The 26,598-nt window shown below is 49.5% G+C and carries 23 protein-coding genes; 2 read left to right on the forward strand and 21 right to left on the reverse strand.

The genetic code is table 11. From position 1 onward, the window contains the following. Positions 1-287: 287 nt before the first annotated feature. The 7 genes from T320_RS08630 to recJ form a co-directional block, all read right to left on the reverse strand. Complete coding sequence (locus T320_RS08630; protein ID WP_051608684.1) at positions 288-674, reverse strand: hypothetical protein; 387 nt, start codon at positions 672-674, stop codon at positions 288-290. A gap of 711 nt (positions 675-1,385) precedes the next feature. Continuing rightward, positions 1,386-3,197, reverse strand: a complete 1,812-nt coding sequence (aspS, locus tag T320_RS08635; RefSeq protein WP_026761388.1) for an aspartate--tRNA ligase — start codon at positions 3,195-3,197, stop codon at positions 1,386-1,388. Next, complete coding sequence (hisS, locus tag T320_RS08640) at positions 3,197-4,462, reverse strand: histidine--tRNA ligase (protein WP_037354927.1); 1,266 nt, start codon at positions 4,460-4,462, stop codon at positions 3,197-3,199. The genes aspS and hisS overlap by 1 nt, the downstream gene beginning before the upstream one ends. An 18-nt stretch (positions 4,463-4,480) precedes the next feature. Continuing rightward, positions 4,481-5,998 (reverse strand): coproporphyrinogen dehydrogenase HemZ, encoded by a 1,518-nt coding sequence (gene hemZ, locus T320_RS08645; RefSeq protein ID WP_037354928.1) that lies wholly within the window; start codon positions 5,996-5,998, stop codon positions 4,481-4,483. Next, positions 5,995-6,447 (reverse strand): Fur family transcriptional regulator, encoded by a 453-nt coding sequence (locus T320_RS08650; protein ID WP_026761391.1) that lies wholly within the window; start codon positions 6,445-6,447, stop codon positions 5,995-5,997. Before T320_RS08650 ends, hemZ begins: the two co-directional genes overlap by 4 nt. A gap of 115 nt (positions 6,448-6,562) precedes the next feature. After that, a complete protein-coding gene (locus tag T320_RS08655) occupies positions 6,563-8,785 on the reverse strand; it encodes a RelA/SpoT family protein (protein ID WP_026761392.1) in 2,223 nt (740 codons plus the stop codon). An 18-nt stretch (positions 8,786-8,803) separates the two neighbouring features. Further along, positions 8,804-10,780: a single-stranded-DNA-specific exonuclease RecJ gene (gene recJ, locus T320_RS08660; protein ID WP_037354930.1), complete on the reverse strand. Its 1,977-nt coding sequence runs from the start codon at positions 10,778-10,780 to the stop codon at positions 8,804-8,806. A gap of 170 nt (positions 10,781-10,950) precedes the next feature. On the opposite strand from recJ, the gene T320_RS08665 reads away from it, so the two are divergent. Then, complete coding sequence (locus T320_RS08665; protein ID WP_051608689.1) at positions 10,951-11,253, forward strand: DUF192 domain-containing protein; 303 nt, start codon at positions 10,951-10,953, stop codon at positions 11,251-11,253. 64 nt (positions 11,254-11,317) lie between these two features. On the opposite strand, the gene T320_RS08670 is transcribed toward T320_RS08665, so the two are convergent. The 10 genes from T320_RS08670 to cpaB all read right to left on the reverse strand — a co-directional run bounded on the left by T320_RS08670 (position 11,318) and on the right by cpaB (position 21,085). Next, entirely contained in the window at positions 11,318-12,508 is a 1,191-nt protein-coding gene (locus T320_RS08670) for a TadE/TadG family type IV pilus assembly protein (RefSeq protein ID WP_037354936.1), read from the reverse strand. 19 nt (positions 12,509-12,527) lie between these two features. Further along, complete coding sequence (locus T320_RS08675) at positions 12,528-13,424, reverse strand: type II secretion system F family protein (RefSeq protein WP_231465878.1); 897 nt, start codon at positions 13,422-13,424, stop codon at positions 12,528-12,530. Positions 13,425-13,468: 44 nt separating this feature from the next. Further along, on the reverse strand, positions 13,469-14,875 hold the full coding sequence (locus T320_RS08680) for a CpaF family protein (protein ID WP_037354941.1): 1,407 nt from the start codon (positions 14,873-14,875) through the stop codon (positions 13,469-13,471). Positions 14,876-14,895: 20 nt separating this feature from the next. Then, positions 14,896-15,384, reverse strand: coding sequence for a TadE family protein (locus T320_RS14010; protein ID WP_051608685.1), 489 nt, complete (start codon positions 15,382-15,384; stop codon positions 14,896-14,898). A gap of 35 nt (positions 15,385-15,419) precedes the next feature. Then, positions 15,420-15,602 (reverse strand): Flp family type IVb pilin, encoded by a 183-nt coding sequence (locus T320_RS08690; RefSeq protein WP_037354943.1) that lies wholly within the window; start codon positions 15,600-15,602, stop codon positions 15,420-15,422. Between the two features lie 65 nt (positions 15,603-15,667). Further along, entirely contained in the window at positions 15,668-16,648 is a 981-nt protein-coding gene (locus T320_RS08695) for a type II secretion system F family protein (protein WP_037354945.1), read from the reverse strand. After that, positions 16,645-17,775: a response regulator gene (locus tag T320_RS08700; RefSeq protein WP_037354946.1), complete on the reverse strand. Its 1,131-nt coding sequence runs from the start codon at positions 17,773-17,775 to the stop codon at positions 16,645-16,647. Before T320_RS08700 ends, T320_RS08695 begins: the two co-directional genes overlap by 4 nt. A 13-nt stretch (positions 17,776-17,788) precedes the next feature. After that, positions 17,789-18,616 carry an AAA family ATPase gene (locus T320_RS08705; protein ID WP_037354948.1) on the reverse strand — a complete coding sequence of 276 codons (828 nt, stop codon included), beginning with the start codon at positions 18,614-18,616 and terminating at the stop codon, positions 17,789-17,791. Positions 18,617-18,633: 17 nt separating this feature from the next. Further along, positions 18,634-20,142 carry a type II and III secretion system protein family protein gene (locus T320_RS08710; RefSeq protein WP_037354951.1) on the reverse strand — a complete coding sequence of 503 codons (1,509 nt, stop codon included), beginning with the start codon at positions 20,140-20,142 and terminating at the stop codon, positions 18,634-18,636. 1 nt (position 20,143) lies between these two features. Continuing rightward, positions 20,144-21,085: a Flp pilus assembly protein CpaB gene (cpaB, locus tag T320_RS08715; RefSeq protein ID WP_037354953.1), complete on the reverse strand. Its 942-nt coding sequence runs from the start codon at positions 21,083-21,085 to the stop codon at positions 20,144-20,146. A 293-nt stretch (positions 21,086-21,378) separates the two neighbouring features. On the opposite strand from cpaB, the gene T320_RS08720 reads away from it, so the two are divergent. Further along, entirely contained in the window at positions 21,379-22,020 is a 642-nt protein-coding gene (locus T320_RS08720; protein ID WP_072024004.1) for a prepilin peptidase, read from the forward strand. Here the strand turns inward: T320_RS08720 and T320_RS08725 are convergent. From T320_RS08725 to T320_RS08740, 4 genes are read right to left on the reverse strand one after another with little or no spacing between them, the layout of a single operon-like run. After that, complete coding sequence (locus T320_RS08725) at positions 22,006-23,223, reverse strand: ABC transporter permease (protein WP_026761405.1); 1,218 nt, start codon at positions 23,221-23,223, stop codon at positions 22,006-22,008. The two genes, T320_RS08720 and T320_RS08725, sit on opposite strands and share 15 nt — an antisense overlap. Next, positions 23,213-23,935: an ABC transporter ATP-binding protein gene (locus T320_RS08730; protein ID WP_026761406.1), complete on the reverse strand. Its 723-nt coding sequence runs from the start codon at positions 23,933-23,935 to the stop codon at positions 23,213-23,215. The genes T320_RS08725 and T320_RS08730 overlap by 11 nt, the downstream gene beginning before the upstream one ends. Positions 23,936-23,954: 19 nt before the next feature. Next, the gene (locus T320_RS08735; protein WP_026761407.1) at positions 23,955-25,085 is read right to left on the reverse strand and encodes an efflux RND transporter periplasmic adaptor subunit; all 1,131 of its coding nucleotides are present in this window, start codon (positions 25,083-25,085) and stop codon (positions 23,955-23,957) included. Beyond that, positions 25,082-26,494 (reverse strand): TolC family protein, encoded by a 1,413-nt coding sequence (locus tag T320_RS08740; protein WP_037354955.1) that lies wholly within the window; start codon positions 26,492-26,494, stop codon positions 25,082-25,084. The genes T320_RS08735 and T320_RS08740 overlap by 4 nt, the downstream gene beginning before the upstream one ends. Positions 26,495-26,598: the final 104 nt, after the last annotated feature.

The raw sequence follows: 26,598 nt of genomic DNA on the forward strand, positions 1-26,598 counted from the left end.
GGCTGGTGAGTCGGTCTTCCCGCAAGGGGAGGTGGTAACGATGACGTTATACGAAAAGCTGTCCTTAGTGATGGCCGCTCTGACACTGATTGTTGCCGTCTTAGAATTGTTCAAGTAAGGAACTTACTTTGTAATATGAAAAAGACCGCTTGTTAAGCGGCGCGGCCTTCCTCACATACTAGTTAAACGGGAAGTGACCGGCGCTACGACACACCAGCCATTTCTTTATGCTCATTATACAACCTGTGATTGTACATTTCAAGCCTTGACACGACTCGTCAAGGCTTTTATTTTTGCAGCAACCTATTCAGCATTTGCGCAGCCTGTTCACTGGCTGTCAGCTGCTCTTGCGCCTTATCCGGTGTAGATTTTTCGACCTGCGTACTGAGAATCGTTGGAATTCTATCCGGATGTGCGGCATGGGTCTTAGTCTGGGATATCAGCTTATCTCCCTCATACACCGTAATCAGCACAGAACCGTCCGACATCACCTGAATCACCGTGGTGGTGTCTTCGCCGTTACTCTCCCCCGTATCGGTAATGCCACCGCCAGTTTCCAACTGCCGCAACATCGTGCTAAACTGCTCCTTAGCCAATACCTTTTTATCCCTGTTCACCATGTCTTTGCCCGGTTCCGTCCAAGCTGTCATGCCCTGCAGGGCATCAACCATCATACTGTCACCTCCACAATTTTATGAACCAATCCATCTAAAGTTAATATCGAAGAAAAACTTGGGAAGTTAAGTCGAAAAATTGCAGTTTGTCGGCAAGTTCGTGATAAAGGTATCCAGTTCATACGTTGTCAGGGGCAAACGGGGAATACTTTTTCTGTTTCCCGCTAAACAACCCCCTCGGAAAAAATAGCTATCCAGTTACCTGCGCCGGGCAGGCCAACGGCGCTGCTTTCAGCGTATTTGCTTAGCAGCTTCCTTCAGGGGCCGGCCTTCACTGCGTTCAGGCAGTCGCTCCGAACAGAAAAAGCACTCCCCGTTCGCCCAAGCTACGCTCTGTACAATTACCACGAACTCGTTGCTCTCGTAACAAAAACATCGATGTACTTGCTGCTTGTCACCACATAAATGATGGTTGATACGGACATCGCTTAGGGCGGAGGTGGTGATGCTTTTCGCCGTGGAACGACTGTCCGAACGCAGTAAGGACTGGCCCACCAACGGCATCAGCTAGACATTGAGCTGAACATACGCGCCGCCGGTCTTGCCCGGCGCAAGCAGCTAAAAAGCCTATACATTTGCTTGTGGGTCATTTAGTGAAACGGCGAAAAGTATTACCACCTCCGCCCCCACTGAGCTGTATCAATCAAAAATAATCTCGCATAACATAAAAAGAGTCCACTGACACTTTCGTCAGCGGACTCTATAGCTCAATTAAGCATTTTCTTCCTGCTTAGCTTCTTTTTTCTTTACTGCCGTACGGATGGACAGCTCACGGAGCTGTTTATCGTCAACTTCGGACGGAGCGTTGGACATTACGTCACGAGCACTCTGCGTCTTCGGGAAGGCGATTACGTCACGGATGGAAGCGCGCTTAGCCATGATCATAACCAGACGGTCAAGGCCGAAAGCCAGGCCGCCATGAGGAGGTGTGCCGTACTGGAAGGCATCCATCATAAAGCCGAACTTCGCATGTGCTTCTTCCTGCGTGAGGCCCAGGGATTCAAATACCTTTTCCTGCAGTTCTGCATTGTAGATACGCAGGGAGCCGCCACCGATTTCGACACCGTTCAGAACCATGTCGTAAGCGTTAGCCTTTACGCGGCCCGGGTCAGTGGCGAGGAATTCGATATCTTCGTCACGCGGAGCCGTGAACGGATGGTGCATAGCTTTCCAGCGTTTTTCTTCGTCGCTCCATTCGTACATTGGGAAGTCAACAACCCAGAGGAAACGAAGTTTATCCGGGTCAATGAGATTGCGTTCCTTACCCATTTCAAGACGGAGCTGGCCGAGAGCCGTGTCAACAACGAGACGCTTGTCAGCCACAACGAGGAGCAGGTCGCCAGTCTTGGCGCCAGTAGCTTCCGCAATCTTAGCGAAGGTTTCATCGCTGTAGAACTTCTTGAACGGGCTCTTAACGCCTTCTTCGCTGTACTGAATCCAAGCAAGCCCCTTGGCACCATAAATCTGTACGAACTTAACGAGTTCATCCAGACGACGGCGCGGAATGTCCGCATAGCCGTCCACCTTGATGCACTTAACCATGCCGCCGTTTTCGATAACGGCGTTGAACACCTTGAAGTCAGAGCCTTTAACGTACTCGGAGATGTCCATGAGCGGCATATCAAAGCGCAGGTCCGGCTTATCGGAACCGTACTTATCCATAGCCGTATCCCAATCCATGCGTTCAAACGGCGTTTCCACCTTAGCACCGATGGATTTTTCAAAGAGTTCCTTAACCATTTCTTCCATAATGGTCAGAATTTCTTCCTGGCTCTTGAAGGACATTTCAATATCGAGCTGGGTGAATTCCGGCTGACGGTCAGCACGCAGGTCTTCATCGCGGAAGCAACGGACAATCTGGAAGTATTTTTCAAAGCCGGCAACCTGCAGAATCTGCTTGAAAATCTGCGGGGACTGCGGCAGAGCGTAGAACTCGCCCGGATTTACACGGCTCGGCACGAGGAAGTCACGTGCGCCTTCCGGCGTGCTCTTGCAGAGCATCGGAGTTTCGATTTCGAGGAAACCGTTGCGGTCGAAGTAATCGCGCATAATCTTCGTCACGCGGTGACGCAGAATGATGTTCTTCTGCATTTCCGGGCGGCGCAGGTCGAGATAGCGATACTTCAAGCGCAGCATTTCGTCTACGTCAATGCCATCCTGAATGTAGAACGGCGGCGTCTTAGCCTTGTTCAGAATGCGCAGCTCAGTGCAGACAACTTCAATTTCACCGGTTTCGATGTTGCTGTTCACCGTTTCTTCGCTGCGGGCGCGTACCGTACCGCGAACAGCGATACAGAATTCGTTACGCAGGGATTCTGCCTTGTGGAACGTGCCGCCTTCCATGCTGGCTTCATCAAAGACAACCTGCACAAAACCGGAACGGTCACGCATATCCACGAATATGAGTCCACCATGGTCACGACGGCGGGCAACCCAGCCGCACAGCACGACATCCGTGCCTACATTTTCCTTGCGAAGCTCGCCACAATGATGGTCGCGCTTCATGCCTTGTAATGTTTCCATTAACCTTTCACCTCAGCACATAGCTTTTCAATTATATTATCAAAAGAAACTTTCTCCTGCTCGCTCTTTTCCATGTCCTTGAGCTGTACGCAAGCTTCCTTGACTTCATCTTCACCGATGATCAGGGCAAAACGGGCATTGGCCTTGTTTGCCTGCTTCATCTGGGCCTTCATGCTCCGGCCCGCATAGTCCATACCGGCTTTAAGCCCTGCCTGACGCAGTTTCGTCAGGAGCTTAAAGGCTGCGCCCTGCGCTTCTTCACCCAAGGCGACCACAAAAGCATCGGTCTTCGTGTCCATTTCCGGCAGGAGATTCTGTTTCTCCAAGGCCAACAGCACGCGTTCCAAGCCCGTGGCAAAGCCCACAGCCGGAGTCGGATTGCCGCCGATTTCCTCAATGAGTCCATCATAGCGGCCGCCGCCTGCAACGGCACTTTGCGCACCGAGGGGCGGATATTTAATCTCGAAAGCAGTCTTGGTGTAATAATCCAAACCGCGCACGAGACGGGCATCGAGTTCAAATTCCACGCCAGCTTCCGTCAGGAAGTGCTGTACCTTGTGGAAGTGGTCCTGACATTCCTCGCAGAGGCAGTCCGTAATCTTCGGTGCATCAGCCATATAAGGCTTGTCGGCATCGGCCTTGCAGTCGAGGATACGCAGCGGGCTGCGCTCAAAGCGGTCTTTGCAGTCATCGCACAAATCTTCGAGCTTGTCGCGGAAGAAATCCTGCAGAACCTTGCGGTATACCGGACGGCATTTCGGACAGCCAACGGAATTCAGGGACAACTTGAGGTCTTTAAGTCCCAAGCCACCCAGTAAATCCATAGCCAGCATGATGATTTCTGCATCCACTGCCGGATTGGACTCGCCCAAAGCTTCGACACCAAACTGATGGAATTCGCGCATACGGCCGGCCTGCGGACGGTCATAGCGGAACATGGAGCCGATGTAGAAAAGCTTCGTCAGGCTGCTGTCGCCATAGAGCTTGTTCTGCAGATAGGCACGTACCGCCGAAGCCGTGTTTTCCGGACGCAGAGTAATGCTGCGGTCGCCACGGTCAGTGAAGGTGTACATTTCCTTGTCCACCACATCCGTACCCTCGCCGATACCACGATGGAACAGCTCCGTATGCTCGAACATCGGCGTACGGATTTCCTTGTAGCCATAACGGGCACACAGGTCACGGATTTTTTCTTCCACATAGGTCCATTGTCCGACGGTATCGGGCAATATATCCTTTGTCCCTCTTGGGGCATTGGTTAACATTCGTCTTACTCCCCCTAATTAATTTGCGCAGGCTTCATCCAAAAGAGCCCGCCGTTTTTCTATGTAAATATCAATATCGCGCAAGTATGTCACTAAATCCTTGGCGTTGAACGAGGACTTCATGCGCTTATTCTTAAAGTCAACCACTTTGCTTGTGGCGGCGCCGCCAATGCCGATAATGGTCTGATGTTCTTCCATAATCTGGATGTTGTACATCCCTTCGGCACCTTTATGGCAGCAGCCAATATTTTCCAAGTCACCAGCCATATAGCCCTGACGGTAGAGATAATATGGCTCATAGCCAAATTTCTTCATGTAGCCCATGGCCACTTCCGCCATTTTACGAGTTTCCTCTGCGCCGGGCAAGTCCACATGGCGTTCTTCCATGATGAGCTTGAGACGGGAACCTCGTTTCAAAGCCAACGCGTGCAGGGTGATATCGTCCGGATTCAGCGCTGTGACCTTGGCCAGTGTATCGTCCACATCGGCCGCTGTCTCACCGGGCAGACCCAAAATCAAATCCATGTTGATATGGGGTATGCCAGCCGCCCGCAGGGCATGGTACATTTCCGTCACGGCCTCCGGCGTATGCTGGCGGCCGATAACCTTCAAGGTTCTCTCCTGCATGGTCTGCGGATTGACGCTGACGCGCGTGACCTTGAAATCGTGCATGGCCGCAATCTTTTCCGGCGTAATGCTGTCGGGTCGGCCTGCCTCCACCGTAAACTCGGCTAGATTATCGTGGTAAAAGGCATCACAGACCCAGCCCAGCATCGTGCGGAATTCTGCGTCCGGCAGAGCCGTCGGCGTGCCGCCGCCCACATAGATATTCTGGACTTTAAGTCCGTGCGCCTCCACCGCCGCTTTAGCACCCTCGATATCCTTTTTAAGCACCGCCATAAACTCGGCCAGTTTCTTTTTCCCCGGCAACACATTAGCCGGGAAGGAACAATACAGGCAGCGGGTCAGGCAGAAGGGAATCCCCACATAAATGCTGATGGTCTTTTCGTCCGAGGTCCTCAAAAATGGCAGCTGACGGAACGCCATCGGCGTGATAATCCGCGCCTTTTCCTCGCTGCAGGCAAAGTCGGTCATCAAACGCTTGACGATGGACTCCTCATCCATGCCGTATTCAATCCAGCGATGGACGATTTTCGTCGGACGTACCCCGTGGAGAATTCCCCAAGGGGCAGGCGCATAGCCCAGTTCCTCACAGAAGATATGGTAGAGATTGAGCTTTATCGTGCGGTTTACCGCCGCTCGCTCCAGCTCGTCCTCTTTGCCACATTCCCGGCGGGTATAGCTTTTTAGCGTGCCATCCTCTGCAAAGAGCATCAGCGTGGTTTCCATGCAAACCTTCGCGCCTTCACGCGGCTCGCCTTCTACTGGCAAGCGATGATTGACCACAGAAAGCTGCGCAAAATCTGCCTCGCCTTCCCGGCCCACCACTTCCACCTTAAAGAGGGTCAGCACTTCCCGGGTAATCTTGGATATAATTTCTTTTTTCGAGTTCAGTGTAAAGGTTCTTACCTTCAATTTTCTTTTTGGCACTCCTTGCATGTACCGTAGAATTTCACCTGATGATTGAGGACTTTGAAACCCAGTTTATTCTGGATATCCCCTTCCAGTTCATCCAACAAATCGTCTTCAAACTCCGTCACCTTGCCGCAGGTCGTGCAGATAAGGTGATGATGATGGTGTTCCAAAGGATTCGTGGTATTGACCTCATAACGGCTGCAGCCGTCGCCGAACTCCATCTTCTGCAGAATTTCCAAATCCGACAGCAGTTCCAGACTGCGGTAAACCGTAGCCAGACCGATTTCCGAGCTGCCCTGCCGCAGAATGCCATACACATCCTCTGCGGAAAGATGCTCACCGGGATGGTCAAGGAACACCTGCAGTACCGTCTGACGCTGGGGCGTCATCTTATGCTGGCGAGCCTGCAAGCGCTGTTTCAAATCGTCCATGGTAAATGTCTGTGCCATAAAACCTACCCTTTCATATATCTAATAACGCGTCATGTTCTCCGTCTTATAACACACAGTTTGACTTCTTAAATCAAATATATCCATTATAGCAGAAAAAGTATTTTATGACAAACTACATATTGGGATTGCTGCCCATTTTTCTTACCACACTGTAAACGTCCTTGACCCGGCGCAGGCGGGTGATAATCTGCTTCACCTGGGTGTTGCTGTTCACATCGAGTCCCAGATAGATGGTAGAGGTCTTGGTATTGCGATTTGGGTTGGCGTTAATGCTGTGAATGTTAATCTTCATTTCCGTAGGCACCGACAGCACATTGGCCAGAATACCACTGCGGTCATTGCAGACAATTTCCAGTTCCACCTTGTACTGCTTATCAAGGCCCACATCCCAGCTCACTTCAATCATACGGGTCAAATCCGTATCCATGAGCACATTGGGGCAGTCAGTGCGATGAACAGACACACCGCGGCCACGAGTCACATAGCCCGTGATCGGGTCGCCGGGGATAGGATTGCAGCAGCGGGCAAGTCTCACCATCAGCCCGCTTTCGCCCTCAACCAATACGCCGTGGCTTGATTTGCTCTTGCGGCCGCCATTGGCCGGACGCTTCAAGGCCGACAACATCTGGGTTACATCCAGCGGCGTCTTTTCCTTGATGTCTTCCTTATGGAATTCCACCAGACGGGTCAAAATGCCATGAACAGCCAAACCGCCATAGCCTACAGCCGCCAGCAAATCATCCTCGCTCAAAATGTTGAGCTTCTTAGCCACTTCGAGCAGGCGGCCGTCCTTCAAGAGCTCCTTGGGCGCATAGCCTAAGCGCTTAGCCTCCTCGCGGATAAGTTCCATGCCCCGCTCGATATTTTCCTCGCGCCGTTCCTTCTTGAACCAGGAGCGGATTTTACTGCGGGTTTCCGAAGAAGCCACGATATTGAGCCAGTCGCGGGACGGGCCGTTATTGGCCTTGTTGGTGACAATGGACACGATATCGCCGTTTTTGAGCTTATGCTCCAGCGGCACCAGCTTGCCATTGACCTTGGCCCCTACGCAGTGATGCCCCACCTCTGTATGGATGCGGTAAGCAAAGTCGATGGGAATGGAGCCCTTGGGCAAATCCACCACATCGCCCTTCGGCGTGAACACGAACACTTCATCCGAGAAAATATCCACCTTGAGGGCTTCAAAATATTCCTTTGGGTCGCTGAGTTCCTGCTGCAGACTAACCATCTGTCGCAGCCAGTTCATCTTCTGGTCCATGGCGCCGCCCGCCGTCGAGCCCTTGCCATTTTCCTTGTACTTCCAATGGGCCGCAACACCGAACTCTGACACCTCATGCATATGGAAGGTACGAATCTGAATTTCCAGCGGATAACCGCGGGTCATAACTGTGGTATGCAGGGACTGATAGCCGTTGGATTTCGGCATGGCGATATAGTCCTTGAACCGGCCCGGAATCGGCTTCCACATCGCATGGATTACGCCGAGCACTCCATAACAGTCCCGCACGGATTCCACCAATACGCGGATAGCCGACAGGTCATAGATTTCGCTGATATCCTTCTTATCCCGCAGCATCTTTTTATAGATGCTGTAAAAATGTTTGGCCCTGCCTTTGATTTCGGCCTTGATATTGGACTCTTTGATTTTATTTTCAATCTGCTCAATGGCGGTGTCGATAAACGCCTGCCGCTCCTTGCGCTTCTGCTTGACGTTTTCCACCAAATCGTAATATTTTTCCGGTTCCAGATAGCGCAGGCAGAGGTCCTCAAGCTCCCATTTGATATTGGAAATACCCAGACGGTTCGCCAGCGGCGCATAGATTTCAATGGTTTCCTTGGCAATGCGCTTCTGCTTGTCCTCCCGCATGTATTTAAGCGTGCGCATATTGTGGAGGCGGTCAGCCAGCTTCACCATGATGACGCGGATATCCTTGGCCATGGCCAAGAACAACTTGCGGTAATTTTCCAGCTGAACTTCTTCCTTTGACTTGTACTTAATGCGCCCAAGTTTCGTGACACCATCCACAATCATGGCCACTTCTTCACCGAACATCTCGGCAATCTGCTCTTTGGTATAAATGGTATCTTCCACCACATCATGCAGGAGCGCCGCGCTGATGGTCACATCATCTATATGCAGTTCCGTGAGGATTTCCGCCACGTGCAAGGGATGAATGATGTATTCCTCCCCTGACACCCGCACCTGCCCCTTATGAGCACTAGCAGCCAGATCATAGGCTTTCTGAATCAAAGCAATATCTGCCCTGGGCTCATAGGCCTTTACCGCCTCAAGTATGGATTCTATGGTCACTGGTGCTTTATCTTTGTCATTCATAATGCCACTTCTCCTTCCTTAGCGGTGCCGCCCATTCCGATAGGTAGGCGAACTTTCTAATTCCATACGGCCGCTGGCCTTGGGCAGGTAATAACAATTCTCCTGCAAATCCATGCGCAAAAGATTGAGTTCCTGAAAAATCCGCAGGCCCAGACTCATGGTATAGAGGGAAATATGACTCCCCCGCTTGCAGAAATCCACCGTAAGCTGCTCGGCAGTGTAGGGAATATAATCCTCGTTCTGCTGAATCTGATAAAGGAACTTATAAATATCAACCAGCTGTTCACGCTCTGGGAAAATCCGTTCCCCGTCAGACGGGGCAATGCTGTCCACCATGCACTGGAGACTGCGGTTGCCCTGCCACTCGTTAACAGCAGGACTGTACACCATATCAATGACTTCACTGTTGATGATGCCCACATAATCGCTGCGATTCCAAAGCAGGGCTGTGCGAGGCTCTGCCGGACTTCCCACCTGAAAGCGCAGATGCTGCCCTTCCTTACCAATGGCCTGCGGCGATGTTCCACGAATCCCCCGCACACCGAAAAGCGGCTTGGGATTAGCCATGCCAAAGGGCTCCAATTTCGCCAGTTCATCCACCAATTCAAAAGTAATTTCCTCCGGCGGCAGTTCCATTTCCACCTTCACCTTGGGCACATAATCATTTGCGGTCAAAGTGGATTCTGCCACCTGAGCAAAAGCCTGCTTAAAATCTTCGAGCTGGTCGAGGCTCACCGACAAACCTGCTGCCTGCGAATGGCCGCCGAACTGCAAAATATGTTCCTTACAGGCACTCAGGGCTTCGTACATATGAAGTCCCTCAATACTGCGGCAGGAACCCTTGCAGACGCCGTCCTCCTGCTTGCTGAAAACAATCGTCGGTTTGTAATATTTATCCACCAGACGCGAAGCCACAATGCCGATAACACCGGGATTCCACTTCTCCCCGGCCACCACAATGGCCGGCAGGTTGTTCACATCCACACCGACAAGTTCAGCCTCGGCCTTAGCTAGAATTTCCTGTTCGATACTCTGCCGCTGACTGTTGAGCATATCCAGCTCCATAGCCAAAGATTCTGCTTCCGCTTCGTCCTTGGTAAGTAAAAGTTCCACACCCTTGCGGGCTGAACCAATACGCCCCGCTGCATTGAGGCGGGGTGCCAGCCGAAAGCCCACATGCCCGGTGTTCAGTTCATCCTCACGTATTTCCGAAACATTCACCAAAGCCCGCATCCCCACAAAGGAAGATTTGCGCATTTTTTTTAGCCCTGCCGCCACAATCTTGCGATTTTCTCCAATTAGAGGCACAATATCGGCCACAGTACCTAAAGCCACGATTTCCAAATCCTGCTCATAACTTTGGCCGTGCATTTCCTGCCACAAAGCCTGACAGAGCTTAAAAGCCACGCCTACACCGGCCAGATTTTTATCCGGGTAGGGGCAGTCCTCACGATGAGGATTGACCACCGCCAGCGCCGGCGGCAGATTTTCCCCCGGTAGATGATGGTCGGTTACAATGATATCCAATTTGCCTGCCATGGCCGCCACGTCATCCACTGAAGCGATGCCGCAGTCCACAGACACCAGCAGCTTAACACCACTATCGGCAATTTTCTGCAGTGCTGGCAGATTAAAGCCATAGCCTTCCTTTTCCCGATGGGGAATATAAAAATCCACGCTGGCTCCCAAAGCCCTAAGGTTATGCACCAGCAAAGTCGTGGCCGTCATACCGTCCACATCATAGTCCCCATAGACCACAATCTTTTCTTCATTATCTATGGCCTCAATAATCCGGGCCACAGCCTTATCCATATCCTTCATCCGGAATGGGTCATAAAAGGCCTGCTTCTCCGGCTGCAAGAAAACTTCCGCTGCCTCCCGGGTGCAGATGCCACGATTCCATAATATATTGGCCAGACTCCTGGTCACGCCCAGTTCTCTGGCAAAATCAGCCGCCTCCGGTACAGCGGCGCTTAACTTCCATTCTTTTAACATACTTTACACTCCCGGATAATATCTTATTACATTTTAGTTTCGCCGTAAACGGTAATTTTCCCTTTATCCGAAAAATTCCTGCCTGTACAGTTTATATCGACACATTCTTTTCATAATAAAAGTAGTCATGTATAATATTGCATGACTACTTCTTAGAAAACGGTGATATTATGCAATTACAAATCGAAATGGCTGATACCTTCCTCGCCCGCTTCCGAGGCCTTATGCTGCGCAAGCGCCTCCCCGCAGGCCACGGCCTGCTCATCGCGCCCTGCAACAGCATCCATATGTGCTTTATGCGCTTTGCCATTGACGCGATTTTCATCGACAAAGACTACAAAGTGCTCAAAGTCGCCCGCAACGTAAAGCCCTGGATTGGGCTAGCCTGGTGCTGGAAGGCCTGGGGCGTGGTGGAGGTCAGTGCAGGAGAGGCTGTCAATGTACAAGTAGGGGAAGTAATAACTTCCTTCTAAAAAGTCCATTATCAGTAAGTAAAAAAGACCATCTTCGCCTTCAAAAGCGAAAATGGTCTTTTTTCTACCAGGCAATATCTTCATCGTCTGCCAATGACATAGAACTATTGCTACTGCCATTTTCTCCCGGGAAATTAGGAGATTCATAAGTAAAACTACGTGTGCTTGCTTCTATTGAAACTTTAGGTGCTATCATAGTTCCATAAAATTCCACACCATTAGGATTCCAATGTAAACTGTCCCATTGATTAATATTCGGCGCATATAATGTCATATGTACCTTTCCAGTTCCTTCTACATGAACCCCGTCTGTGCTTAAACTAATAATAATTAGCCTACAAGTTACATCACTATTAATATGTATATTTACACATCCTGAGTCAATAACCACAACATGAGTATTATTAGGATTTTTATCAAAATCATTATTTATATCAAAACTACTTACGTATGGAATGTAGGTAAATTGATTTTTTAGATTATCTGTTGTTATATTTTGTCCGTTCGTTGGCGTAGTTGTGCTTCTTATATTATTTATATATTCCTTTAATGCCTTATTCTGTGGCGCATCCAACTCTACCGCATACTCTGGCTTGTAATAACTGGAGTCATTGGGCCAAATTGAACCATTCGGTGTATGTAAGAGACCTTTTTCTTTAGCCATTTCTGATCTACTACCATTGGCGTAATACTCATAATAACCAGCAACTTTTGTAACGACATTTTTTTCAGTATGAATAATATTTCCCTTGAAAATTTTATCATCAGAATTAACTACATACAATTCCTTGCTAAAAGTAATTAGATTATCAAATAACGGAAAACTACCATTACCTGTCTTGTGCACCTTAACATTACATGAAGCCTCTATCTCCATTTCCTTATAGCCAAAATACTTCAGGAAATACATTGGCACTTTTTCTGTCAATGTGACCACATAATAATGGGTATTCTTAGGGTCGCTCTTGCTCCCCAAATACTGGTAACTCTTTTTTTTACTATCGTAGCGCTTATTTTTAGCTAACAGCTTATCAGCCATACTGTCAGCATCACTCTTTTTGAACGTCTTTCCTTTATCACCGGCTTTTGCTCCGCCTAAGGCAGATGCATCGGCGCAGTTCTGCAACACGGACTTATGCCAGTAGACGTTGCCAAAGTCTATAACAAAGCCCAGCATAGCCATTATCAGTGGTAAAAGAAAAGCTACTAAAATTAAAAAGGCGCCTCTTTGGCTATACCCGCGATTTATCCTCATGAATCCTCCCGAGTTACAATTACATATTTTTCATAAAAGACAATATCGACGGCATTAATGCCACAACGAACAATGCTGGGAAGATGAAGGCAATCAAGGGGAACAAAATCTTTACCGGCGCTTTCATCGCCTCACCTTTTACATACTGACGGCGGCGTTCGCGAATATTATCCGCCTGATTCTTCAAGGTCTTGCTCATGCTGGTTCCCAACTTCTCCGCCTGAATCAGAGATGTAATAAAAAGAGAAATATCCTGTATCTGACACCTCTCCGCCACATGATGCATTGCTGACCGCCGCACCATTCCCATTTGAATATCCTCCTGCATCCGGCGGCATTCATCAATAAAGGGGCCTCTCATGCGCGCCACAATTTTGCGCAGGGAGGCGTCAAAGGAAAGACCAGCCTGTACACTAACACAAAGCAAATCCAACACTTCGGGGAGCTGCCGCTGAATAACCGCTTGTCTCTTCTTTATTATGACATTTAATAACAGCGTTGGCATTATTCCGCCCATACCAGCAAATAGCAAAGTAAACATCACCTTTTGAATCAAGTGATAAGGCCTGTCGGATACCACCATTATCATAAAACAGCCCATAAAGATAAAGCTAAGCAACGAAGCGCCTATAAACTCATTAGCTGACCATTGATTAGTTTTTCCCGCCATACTTATACGCTGGTTCACCAGCTTACTCAGCTGTTTCGGTGCCAAGCGATTAATTCCGCGTTCCAATTGTTCGGAAAAGGGCTTTACCACACGTTCCACAAAGGGAATATCGCCGAGTTTGCGTCGCTCATTTCCACGCTGCATAGCAGTTTTATCCGAGGTGTTACCCAACTGAATATTTAATAACCGCTGATGTACCTGAGATTGAGGACGAACTTTCTTATCAATAAAGCTGTAAAAGAGCATAAACACGACTACAGCACAGGACAGCGAGAATAGAACAACTAGCATTACAGCGCACTCCTTCTATATGACTCTCTTATTCCGCTCTCGGGCATAAAGAAATTTTCCGGCAGCTCTATACCATTAAGCTCAAATTTATCCATGAAGCTTGGCTGTAATCCCGTTGGTACAAAGTGGCCTATGGGTTTGCCATTATCATCAAAGCCCGTCTGCTCATAACGGAAAATGTCCTGCGTCGTAATGGTATTGCCTTCCATATGCTGGACTTCTGTTACATGGGTAATTTTTCGGCTGCCATCCTTCATGCGCGACTGCTGAATAACCAGGTCTATAGCCGAAGAAATCTGCTCACGAATGGCCCGCACCGGCAGTTCCAAACCGCTCATCAGCACCATGGTCTCCAAGCGGGACAACGCATCCCTAGGGCTGTTGGCATGAGCCGTAGTCAAGGAGCCATCATGACCGGTATTCATGGCCTGCAGCATATCCAAAGCCTCACCAGAACGTACCTCACCCACAATAATTCTATCCGGGCGCATACGCAGAGCATTGCGCACCAAATCACGAATGGTAATCTGTCCCTCTCCTTCAATATTAGCAGGACGTGATTCCAAGATCACCAAATTTTCCTGCTGCAGACGCAGTTCTGCTGCATCTTCGATGGTGACAATGCGCTCTGCTTCGGGAATAAACGAAGATATCACGTTGAGTGTGGTAGTTTTACCTGAACCAGTACCACCAGACACCAGAATATTAACCCGTGCCTTGACACATGCCTGCAAAAATTTTGCCATCTTCGCGTCAATAGTACCAAAAGAAATCAGGTTATCCACCGTCAAAGGTTTCTTGGAAAATTTACGGATGGTTAACGCTGGCCCCACTAAAGACAGGGGAGGAATGATGATGTTTACGCGGGAACCATCTTCCAGACGGGCATCTACCAGGGGTGATGCTTCGTCAATCCTTCGTCCTAATGGAGTCAGAATACGCTCGATAATGTTCATCAAGTGAGCATTATCGTGAAATTTCACATCCGTCAATTCTACCTTGCCCAAGCGTTCCGCAAATACTTTCTGCGGACCATTCACCATTACTTCGGTAACGGATTCATCATTAAGCAGAGACTGTATAGGACCTAACCCCAGCATCTCATCCCGTATATCCACTACCAGCTGGGGTATATAGCCTCTCGGCACAGCAAAGGCTTCATTATCAATAACCTGCTGACAATATTTTTGGATTACTTCATCTATTTGATGTGAATCATTACTGGCGGCAGATAACACCTTTTGCTCATCTGGCGTCATCCCATCCACAATCAGTTGATGAATACGATGTTTTGCTGCCTGATAGGAACGGTCTTCGATAGTTTCCTGACCTTCATCATGGGAGGAAAATATCATTACCTGTTTATTTATCCCATCAATTCTCCCCAAGCTTGTCAATAATGACATCGCATACTCACTCCCACTTACTATTTCGTCGAACCACTATACATCGTATATTTAATGTTTATATCAAAAGTTCCGCTATCACTGACACTACTCTTCGTCAACCTGTCTATAATCGCAGGCAGGGAATCAGTATTTTTATTCAACGGTGCTTTTATAGTCACAGTTACATTTTCATTACTTTTATCATAAGCTATATCATACTTGCTGGATTTATCTCCCCAGCTATACATATCAGAAACTAATTTTTGCTTACTATATTTTTCTTTAACTTTATTGTAATTTGATTTTAATTCATTATTTAATTGACCATTAGATTTTTTCTTGTTATCTTCTGCTGATATATTGGTATAGTTAAGTGCCTCTCTGGCACTGCTGCGGGCGATATTATTAAGCTGTAAATAATCTGCAAATGCCAGCCCAAAATACGCCAAAGACATAATCAAGAACATAAAAAAAGGAAAGATGACGGCAAATTCCACCATGCTTTGACCTTTCTGCATTAATTTCATTTCCGTCAACCTTCCTAAAATACATCTGCTACAAATTAACCAATGGCAGTTTTTACTTTAGTAAATGCAGACTTTACAGCATCCTGCATGCTACCATCCGTACCAAAAATCAGAGTTGCCACACCCACAATAAAAGCAACAATCAGTGCATACTCCACCATGCCCTGAGCCTTTTCATTGAGGTAACGTGCCTGCAAATAGTTGATAATTTCCTTCATTCTAAAATCCTCCCTAAATAGATAAAAAATTAATTATTTATGTAAAATCCATAGGATTCACATACTTAGACTTTTATATCAACAATCTTGCGAATAACCACAAAACCGATGATTTCCAGTATAACTGCGCCAATAATAGCCATTCTACCCATAGGTTCTTCCAAGAGGGGCCGCATATAATCAGGACTTACCATATTCAAAAAGATACCTAATGCCACAGGCAACAACGCCAGTACAATACCTGACATTCTCCCTTGAGCGGTCAGAGCCATCACTTCCCGGCGCATTCTAATGCGCTCGTTAATAGTCTCACTGATGGTATCCAATATCTGCGCTAAATTACCACCCACCTGCCGTTGAATGACAACCGCAGTAACCACAAGTTCAAAATCCGGGCTATTGACCCGCTTCTGCATATTATCCAAGGCGGTTTCCAAATCCACGCCGATATTTACTTCATTGACAACCTTCTGCACTTCCCGACCAATGGGAGCATCCATCTCCCGGGCAATCAGTTCAAAGGCCTGCATAAAGCTGAAGCCTGCCCGCAGGGCATTAGCCACCATGGTGAGCATATCGCCCAGCTGATTGGTAAAGGCTTTTTGCCGCCGCTTGATGTAGATGTTCAGGAGCATCAAGCCTGCTAGCACACCGCCAGCAAAGGCAATCAAGGCCATCAGCGGTTCCAGCGTAGCGGCCAAAGTAATCACAGCGCAAATTGCACCAATGATTGCCAGCATTACTTCAAATTCAGAACCCAGCAGCGGCCAATCCGCCTGCTGCATCTTGAAGTCCATGCTGTTGCCGCGGTGCTGGAGGCGCTGGACGAAAAGCCCCGCCTTTCGCACAAACTCGCGGAATCTGTCTTTGGCCACGACCGCTGTGCGCGTGCCGCGCAGCTCCTGCTGACGCAAGCGCACGGCCGAGCCGGAAAAATATTCCATGCGGTTGACCAGGTCCTTATGCTGCCGCACTTTGATGCGGATAATCATCATGAGCAGCACGAAGGTCAGCAGCGTCACCGCCAGAGCTAACACAAGTCTCATACGGCAGCCCACCTTATGCGGTGCTGTCTGCCGATGATGTTATCGGCCAGCCGGTCCACCTGGCGGGAAAGGGGGCTGTCCGGACGGATGTCCGTGGCCATTTTCCCCTTATCCGCTGCGTCGGAAACGATGGCATATTCATTGGGAATAATCTCCGTAACGGGATAACCCAATTTTTGCGAAAGCTCCAGTTTGGAGCGGGAATCACAGGGTTCCACACGGGTAAAGATAACCTTCGCCCGTTCTTCCACATCCTCCCAATCCCGGAACACATCCAGCGCCCGTTTCATATGGTCAATTTCGTAAGCACCGTTTATCATGCTGACCAGGAAAGTCGTATTGGATGCCTCTGCCGCGGCAATCGATGTGGGATTAAAACCAGCCGGTACATCAATTAGAATATAGCGGAACAGGCTGCGGCTCATGGCAATGAGATTTTCCAATTTATCAATGGCAATCTTATCAATCATATTGGGTGTCGGGGTGCCGCAAAGCACACTGACATTGGGAGCAACGGGCATAAAGTAGGAACTCAGGGACGCAGGAGACAGGAACTTGGCATCCCGTACCGCTTCCACGATAGTGGTCTGGGGCGCGAGGTTAAAGAAAACCGCCATATCTCCGAACTGCAAATCCGCATCGATGATGCCCACCGGCTCCCGAGTCTTCCGGGCCAAAGCCATGGCCAGATTGGCAATCAGTGTAGTCTTGCCGCTCTTGCCCTTGGGGCTGAAAAACACCAGAGTTTCCGCACCGGCCTCACTGCCCAACCGGGAGAAAGTCTCCACGGTTTCCTGCAGTTCCATACCGGTGAAGGGCTTGATGATGTAGCCCTTGGCGCCAGCCTTAATGCTGTGGCTGGCATTTTCCGCCTGCCACTTTTCCCCCATGCAGAGGATGGCCGCGCCGGGATAGGCCTTCTTGAACTCGTCAATAAGCCCCATGCCCCCGGGCTGCTCAATATCCAGCAATATCAGGTTGGGATTGAACACAGCCCCCTGCCCTAAGGCATCACTGACATTTTGGAATTTTGCCGCCAGGGTAAAATTCGGCGTATCGTTTACCACCTGACCGAGCCGCTCCAGCATCAGTCTGTCCGACTCCGCCAGCAGTACGCGGTAATCCATGGCTTATCTCCTTTCAGCCAAAAATCCTGGCCAGCCAGGATTCCGGCACATCTTCATCCACTACATCATCGTCATAAACGCGATTGGTATAACGGGCTACCAAGTCCCGCAAAGCATCGCCCAGCTCACTGCCTTCGGATCGGAGCACAAGCGGCACACCCTCTTTGATGGAACGGCTGGCCGCCTGGAAGTCATTGGGGAGAATGTGATAAAAAGGTTCTCCGAGCAGATTTTCCACATCATCAATGCTGATACGGGTCTTAGCGTTGCTGCGGTTCAGAATCAAGCGAATCTTGTTCTTATCATAGTTGAGCTTTTTCAGCGTCTCCGCACCGATTTTCATATTTTTAATGGTAGGAATAAAATCCACAATGCCCAGGAAGCTGACGATAGTGGACAAATCCAACAGCGCCAGATTGAGCTGGCTGAACATGGAGGTGGTATCCACCAGCACATAGTCAAAGACTTTCTGCAGCTTGCGAATCATGGCAATCGCCTTATCTGCATCGATATTGTAGGCTTCTTCCAAACGCTGGGGTGCCGGCAGTACATAGAACACCACATTGTGGTATTCGTAGGGCGTCAAAAATTCCTCCGCCCGCACAGCATTTCCCTGCAAGCTCATGGCCTGCTGCAAATCGTAAACCGTGCGCTGAGGCATGAGCTGCAAATAATTGCTCACATCCCCAAACTGCAGGTCAAAGTCCACCAGGCAGACTTTTTTCCCCTGACGGGCCAGCTCCGAAGCCATGTTCGTACTGATAAGGGTCTTGCCCACCGCCGAAGCGGTGCTGAAAAAGGTGATGACCACACCATTTATTTCCTGTGTAAATTCACCCATAATTTCTCGAAGTCTCCTTAATTGCCCTGACTGCCACTTACCGGCATGATATTGTCTAAGGGACTGGTTTCATCCTGAACCGCTACCTTTTTCTTCTTGTCCGGCTTCTCCGGAATGGGGCCGTTCACATCCACACTCTGCATATCCCGCACTTCACGGCGGCTGTCGTTGAAGTAATCCGCCATCTTATCCGACATCTTCACTTCCGTACGCTCATTAACCACCCGCGGCGTCAACAGAATCATGATTTCCGATTTCTGACGGCTGTCATTGTGATATTTGAACAGCTCACCCAAGATGGGAATGTCGCCCAGCAAAGGCACCTTCTGTACGATTTTGCTATCCTCGGAATTTAAGAGGCCGCCGATAGCCATGGTCATACCCGAAGGAATATTCACAACGGTCTGAGCGGAGCGCGTGGACAACCCCGGCATACTATAGCCATTGACTGAAACGACATTTGCCTTATCCAAACGGCTAACTTCGGCATTGATTTTCGCAGTAATGTTCCCCTGCCTATCCACCGTTGGATTGATGAGATTCAAGGAAATACCATAGGGTTTGTATTCTACCGTAATATTGTTGCTCGAAGAGGATGCAACCGGGTAAGGAATCTGACCACCTACCAGAATTCCGGCAGACTTGCCGCTCATAGTGGTGATATTGGGGCGGGAAACTACGCGCGCCTTGCCCTGCTGCACAAGCAGCTTAAGCTGAGCATTAATCTTGGAAAAATGCGTATAGAGCCAATTCCGGTTATACCAATGGCTTCCCTTGGAGCGCTGAGCGCCAAAACTTTCACCTGCATAGAAAGTTCCCGGTTCATTCAGCGTTATGCCATCATCTTTACTGCCATTTGTCGTTTGCGACGAATAGGTTATCCCTAATTTTTTTGCCTCATCGGAATTAATCTCGATAACCAGGGCTTCCATATTTATTTGGTCAGGATTCTCCATATCCAAAAGGTTAATAACCCGCGCACTGCTGTCTCTCTGCTCCTCTGTCGTTACTGACGTCGTAACCGTACTCGAACCGCTGCCACCCAAATTCATCTTATCACTTTTGGTATTCGTGGGGTCATCTCCCACATAAAGGCAGGCGACCTTGAAGGCTAAATCCTTTTCATACTGATTTTTGACTGTGCCGCGCAAAAGCACTCTGTTGTTTACCATCTGCACGGTTACGCCCGGCAGATTAATCGCCTGTTCAATGGCTGCAGCCAAACCTTTATCTTCATTATTTACGCTGACGGTAAAATCCTGACGCATTCCATTTGCCGTCCAAACGTTTATCGTCGTGGTTCCCTGCTTTATCGCTACGATATTGATGGCAAACTTGCCCAGTTCCTGCACATCAGCAATCTTGGGGTTGCCGACAGCTACTCTTGTAATCGCGCTGTTGGTGCTCAAATAATAAGCCTGATTAACCCCGAGCCACAAAGGCTGTGCATAGGCATAAGCCGGAGCCGGTGCCATGATGGCAGTCACCGCTGCCATTCCCAGCGCGATTTTCGTTCCTGTATACAATTTAGTCCTCCCTGTTATTCTTCGTACCACGGATTATGGTAAAACTTCCACTCTGTGCTGCAGGCTTAGCAGGCTGCGCGCTGGCAGCTGCCGGAGCAGGCGCTGGTGCCGGAGCAGGTGCTGGTTTTGGCGCACTAGCCTTCGGCGCCGTTTCCATCTTGCGTTCACCGGGAATCACATAATCCGTATTAATCGTAAAAATATCCGTGGGAGCTACAGGACGAAGCACCAGATAAATCGTTCCCTTCTGGGAAGCCGTTGCTACTTTGAGCGCCTCATCCAGCGGCAGGGCCAACGTTGCTGTAGCCATAGCATCGCCGCTGCCCTTAATGGCACCTTCATTGCCATCTTTCTTGCTGTCAGCAGATTTTTTCTCGTCCACTTCTGCCGCCGAGCCGCCCGTCTTATTAATGGCCAGGAGCTGCACATTCTGCAAGAGAATTTCGCCCCGCAGGCCGCTTTCCTTCGTTCCGGAAACCACCATTACATCCACATAATCGCCTGGTTTTGCAAAGCCGGAAACACCGGTAATATCGGTAATTGCTACGGACACCGCGCGGCAGTTGGGAGGAATCGTTCCGGTAAACCCAGCCATGCGAACATCCGCATAAACTTTTTTCGAGGTCAGGATATCGCCCTGCTGAATCGCAACGCTCGTGGGACTGCCCGTAATCTCGCCTACTTCACGCACGGCTTCGGCAGGCACCACATCAGCCGGCATATCCACGACTTTCAGCATATTATCCTTGATAATCGTGCGTTCTGGAATATCCTGCTTGGCTACTACAACCTTCACCATCTCTACCTTAGGTCCATCCTGAGCAGAACTTTCTGTGCCGGATAATGACATATACACCATCAATCCCAACAGACAACTGACAAATACAGCCAGCGACACCCACTGCTTATAGGTAAGTTTTGTTTCCAACAACCACTTTTTCATCTGTTCCCATCCTTAAAATGCGACTACCTCGGCGTTCTAAGAGATGCATCTAGGCTTTTAGTCTCAAACGCCTTAATCTTTCCTTAAAGTTTCTCTAATCACTTTCTAAATGAATTGTTAACAGAATAACACCTTTATATCGGAAAAGTCAACACTTTTCCGGTTATTTTTTGTAAATTGTAGTAAAATAGGTGATAAATCATATGAATTCCCCCATATCTAAGCTAAGACTTAAGTCCCTAGCATTTGCTTTTTTTGCCCATTAACGGTAAACTAGGCTTGAGGTGAGATTCATGTTGTTCATACTAAAACTATTCATAGCCGTTATTTGTGCTGTAAGTGGTGCTATCGCAGGCAATCACTGGATTGCAAAACTCTATCGCACAAAAGAAAATATTCTCAGCTTTCCCCATAAGATTTTTGCCCAACACGAAAGCCGCAAGCGTTATCTGCCTGGCGTGCTCGGAATGCTTATGGCTTTCTATTTACTAAATATTAGTTCTACAGTCCTAAGTCATTTTTTTGGCTTGTTTTTCATCTATTTCCTTATTCTCTTTACTTTTACTGACTTCGAGCAAGAGGTTATTTTCGATGTCATGTTACTCCCTTTTGCACTACTAGGACTTTTTTCCTCTATTCTTAACGGTTATCCCGTACTCGACCATCTCGCTGCGGGATTGGGCGGCGGCATCCTGTTCCTGGTGCTGGCCATCCTGACCCGCGGGGGCATTGGCGGCGGTGATATCAAACTGATTGCCGCCTTGGGACTGTGGCTGGGCAGCAGCCAGCTTCTCGATGTCATTGTCATGGGATTGATTGCCGGTGGCATTGGTGCGTTCCTGCTCATGAAATTTGCGCATAAAAAAAAGACCGATACTTTTGCGTATGGTCCTTTTTTTACAGTTGCTGCATTGCTGCAGTTATTCGTATCGTAATGCCTCAATGGGGTCCAGCTTGGCTGCTTTTCGCGCAGGATAGATGCCAAAGAACAGACCAATGCCCACGGAAAAGATAAACGATATGATAATCGGGGTGATGGTGATAACCGTTGTGAAGTTGCCCACTTTGGCAATGATTTGTGAGACACCGCAGCCAACAATGATACCTATTATGCCGCCGATTATGCCAATGACCATGGATTCAATGAGGAACTGGGTCATGATGTTCATAAAGGTAGCGCCCAAAGCCTTGCGAATACCAATTTCTCTCGTACGCTCGGTGACGGACACCATCATGATGTTCATGATGCCGATACCGCCAACAATCAGGGAAATTCCGGCGATTGCGCCCAGCAGCAGGGTCAACATGGAGGTGGACTGATTCACCGTTTCCATCAGGCTCGTGAGGTTGCGGACGTTGAAATCATCATCCTTGCCCGCAAGGATATGATGGCGGGAGCGCAGGAGATTTTCAATTTCAGCCTGCACCTGCTCCATCTTTTCCTGACTGGAAACCTGCACGTTGATGGACTGGACATAGGTAATGCCCAACATGCGTTCCTGTGCCGTGGTCAAGGGAATGTAAATCACATCATCCTGGTCCTGTCCCACAGAGGACTGGCCCTTGGATTCCAATAGACCGATAACCTTGAAGGGCTGATTGTTGATACGGATATTCTTGCCCACCGGGTTTTCCTTGGCAAAGAGATTAGACGCAACTGTGGTGCCGATTACGGCCACGCGGTTGCGTTTATTCATATCATCCGCAGTGATAAAGGAACCGTAGCCGATGGTCAGTGAGCGGATGGACATAAATTCTGCCGTTACGCCCTGCACACTGGTTTTCCAGTTGTTATTGCCATAGACAATCTGATAGGACGAGGACACCGAGGGCGACACATAATCAATATTTTTGATTTTATCCTTGATGGCCTTGGCATCGTCATATTTCAGCGTCTGCATGGAGCCTGCTGCGCCGCGCACGCCGCCTCTATTGGAAGAACCCGGCGAGATAATCAGCATATTGGAGCCGAGACTCGCAATGGAGTTCGTGACATTACTGCGCACGCCCATGCCGACGGACACCAGCGCAATCACAGCGGCCACACCGATAATGATGCCCAGCATGGTGAGCAGGCTGCGCATTTTATTGGCGTAGAGGGAAGTCAGCGCCATCTGGAAGCTTTCACTAAATAACATCCATCACCACGCCCCTTCCTTCGTCCCGGGTGATTTTGCCATCCCGCACCAACAGCTGACGGCTGGCGCAGGCGGCAATTTCCGGCTCATGGGTAACGAGAATTATGGTACGGCCCATGCCGTGCATCTTCTGGAAAATCTCCATGATTTCCTTGGTGGATTTCGTATCGAGATTACCTGTCGGTTCGTCGGCCATAATGATATGCGGGTCATTGACGAGTGCCCGGGCGATGGCCACGCGCTGCCGCTGACCACCGGAGAGTTCATTGGGCTGATGTTCCGCCCGGTCGGCAAGGCCCACTGCCTCTAAAAAGTGCATGGCCTTTTCCAGCCGTTCCTTGCGGCCCACGCCGGAATAAACCAACGGCAGGGCCACGTTTTCGAGTGCCGAAATGCGGGACAACAGATTGAAGTTCTGAAAGACAAAGCCGATTTTCTTGTTGCGGGTAACTGCCAGCTTATCATCGCTGAGTCCAGCTACTTCCTGACCGTCCAGTTTATAAGAGCCGACCGTGGGACGGTCAAGGCAGCCCAGGATGTTCATCAATGTGGATTTGCCGGAACCGGAAGGTCCCATCAGGGCTGCAAATTCGCCCTGATAGATGTTGGTGGTGATGCCGTCCAAGGCCGCCACCGTCTCCCCGCCGATTTTGTAAAGTTTTTTGATATCCTTCAGCTGGATGGTGGCAATTCGCTTTTCGTTGTTCGTCATCGCGTTCTTACCGCCTTCCTCACATTGGTGGTGGGCCGCCACGGTCGTTCTTTTTTGAGCTGGAAGTTGTAGAGGCTTTCGCTACATAAGTGCTGACTACCTGTTCGCCTTCCGAGAGCCCCTCCAGAATTTCCACGTATTCATCGCTGTAGATGCCGGTGGACACATAGCGGTTTTCCTGCGTGCCATCGTCATTTTTCACGATAACATAGGAGCCGTGGGTATCGGTTTTGAGGGTGGACAGCGGCACCACCAGCGCATCATTCTTCTCGGCGGTGTTGATTTCCACCCGGGCGGTCATGGCTGGCAGCAGCACATTTTCCGGGTCATCCACATCGAGCGTCACATAGTAGTAGATAACGCTGGCGGAGGAACTGCTCGAAGATGAGCTGCTCGAAGTATTGACATTCCAGCTGTTGCTGGTATCGGTCTGGGATATCTTGGACACTCTTGCCGTAAAAGTCTTGCCGTTGAAACTGTCCACGGTAAAGGTTGCGGACTGGCCAACCTTCACATTGCCGATATCCGTTTCATCCACCTTGGCCAGAATCTGCTTGCTGGACATATCCGCAATGCGCATGATGACCGTGGGGCTGCTGTTTCCCTGCACCGCCATGGTGCCTGCGGTCTGGGGCTGACCAACCACGACGCCGGACATAGGTGCCACAATCGTCATTTCGCTCATATTGGACTGGGATTCAGCCAACGAAGAAAGTGCCGTGTCGTAATTCATTTTGGCATCTTCCAAGTCGGACTGCGTTTTGGCACCAATGCTGTAAAGATAGCTGACGCGGTCATACTTGGCCTTGGTATTGGTGACCTTGTACTGGGCCTGATTGCGCTTTTCCTCGTAATCCTTGGCATCCAAAGTCGCGATGGTCTGGCCTGCCGTCACGGTATCGTTTTCCTTGACGAGCACTTCCTTAATGCGGGCCGTAACCTTGGAGCTGACTTCGACGCTGTTCACCGGTTTAATCGTACCCGTGGCCGAAACGGTGGATTTCACATTCATGCGGGTGACGGGTACCGTCTCCACCGCCGCTGCCTTCTTGGCCGCCTGCTGGCCTTGATAGTATTGGTAGCCATACACCGCCGCACCGATTATCAAGACGGCGGCTATGGCTGCTTTTATTTTCCAATTCAGCTTCATTTATTTCCCTCATTTCCTGCCAGTTCTTCCGCTACTTTGCGGGTACTGTCCACGGTGGTATCATTGCTGCTGCCCAGGCGGGACTGGGCAAGCGCTGCATCTGCATCCGTTTCCAGAAGGGCCGCGGCCTGTTTTTCCTCGGCCGTCAGCTCAACTCCCATGGCGTTTTCCACGGTGGCCTTGTAGCGGGCGTAATCGTACTGGGCGCTGATGTAATTGAGCCGCGCCGTGGACAGCGCTTCCTGCGCATCGATGATATCGAGCATAAGTCCTTCACCAGCACGGTATTTCTCGCGGGCGATGAAAGCATCTTCCTCCGCCTGATGCACGGCATCCTGCGTGGAATTGAAACGCTTTTCTGCCTCGCGCATATTGTAATAAGCCTGCCGTACTGCCAAATCAATGGCCTCTTTGTCTTTGAGGTAATTGAGCTTGGCCACATCCCGGCTGGTTTCGGCAGTCTTTACCTGCGCACGGGTCACACCACTGTCAAAAATACTCCAGCTGAGTCCCACCGAAGCGGTAGCCCCATGGCTGTTCTCGCTGCTCGGATGGAATTTCTGACTGCTGTTAAGCCCCACCGACAGATTCAGTGTCGGCAGATAACCAGCCTTTGCTTCCTTAATGGCCTGCTCCTGCTGTTCGAGCTTGTTCTTGTCCACCAGCAAATCCTTGCGGTTGCGGTAGGCGTAATCAAGGCAGGTGCCCATATCCTGGTCAAAAGCCAGATAGGAAAAATCCGTGGTGAGATTCAAGGGCTCACTGCGGTCAATGTTGAGGTAATTGCGCAGGTCAGCCAGCTCCAATTCGTAGCTGTTTTCTGCTTTAATCAAATTCTGTCTGGCATTGCTTAACTCCACCTGCGAACGGATTACATCGATTCTGGCCTTGGAACCTGCCGCATAAAGCTGACTTACGTTGGTGAAGTGCTCCTGGTACTTATCCACGGTTTCCTGGCGCACCCCCACAGTCTTTTGAGCTTCCAACGCATTATAATAAGCCTTGATGACATTGAGCTTCAAATCCTCCTGTGCCCGCTGAGTTTGTAAGCTGGCAGATTCCACGCCGATTTTCGCGCTTTTGATGCTGGCCTGATTCTTGCCGCCGGTATAGAGCGGCAGTTTCCCCGTGATGCCAACGCTGTTGCTATCCTGACGGTCAGAATCCTTATTCTTCGTCGTGGAAAGAGTATCGCTCAGCCCCACGCTCACGCCATTACTGCCTCTTGCTTTTTCCAGCGCATACTTGGCCGTATCCTCGCCCTTTTGGGTGACTTTAAGCCCTGTGTTCTGGGTAAGTGCCAGATTGATGGCGTCCTGCAGGCTCAAGTCCGCCGCCTGAGCTCCGGGACTTGCCAAAAGCAGGGCCATAAAAGGCACACCTGCCTTTATCCAACGCTTTAATTTCATGAAGATTTCCTCCCCAATATTATTTCCTTTCACATCTTTCTATTTTACCACATTTTATTATTTCCGTGGCGCAATTTGGTGTATTCTATGATAGAATAGATACG

The sequence above is a fragment of the Selenomonas sp. FC4001 genome (assembly GCF_000701565.1).
Taxonomy (GTDB): domain Bacteria; phylum Bacillota; class Negativicutes; order Selenomonadales; family Selenomonadaceae; genus Selenomonas_A; species Selenomonas_A ruminantium_B.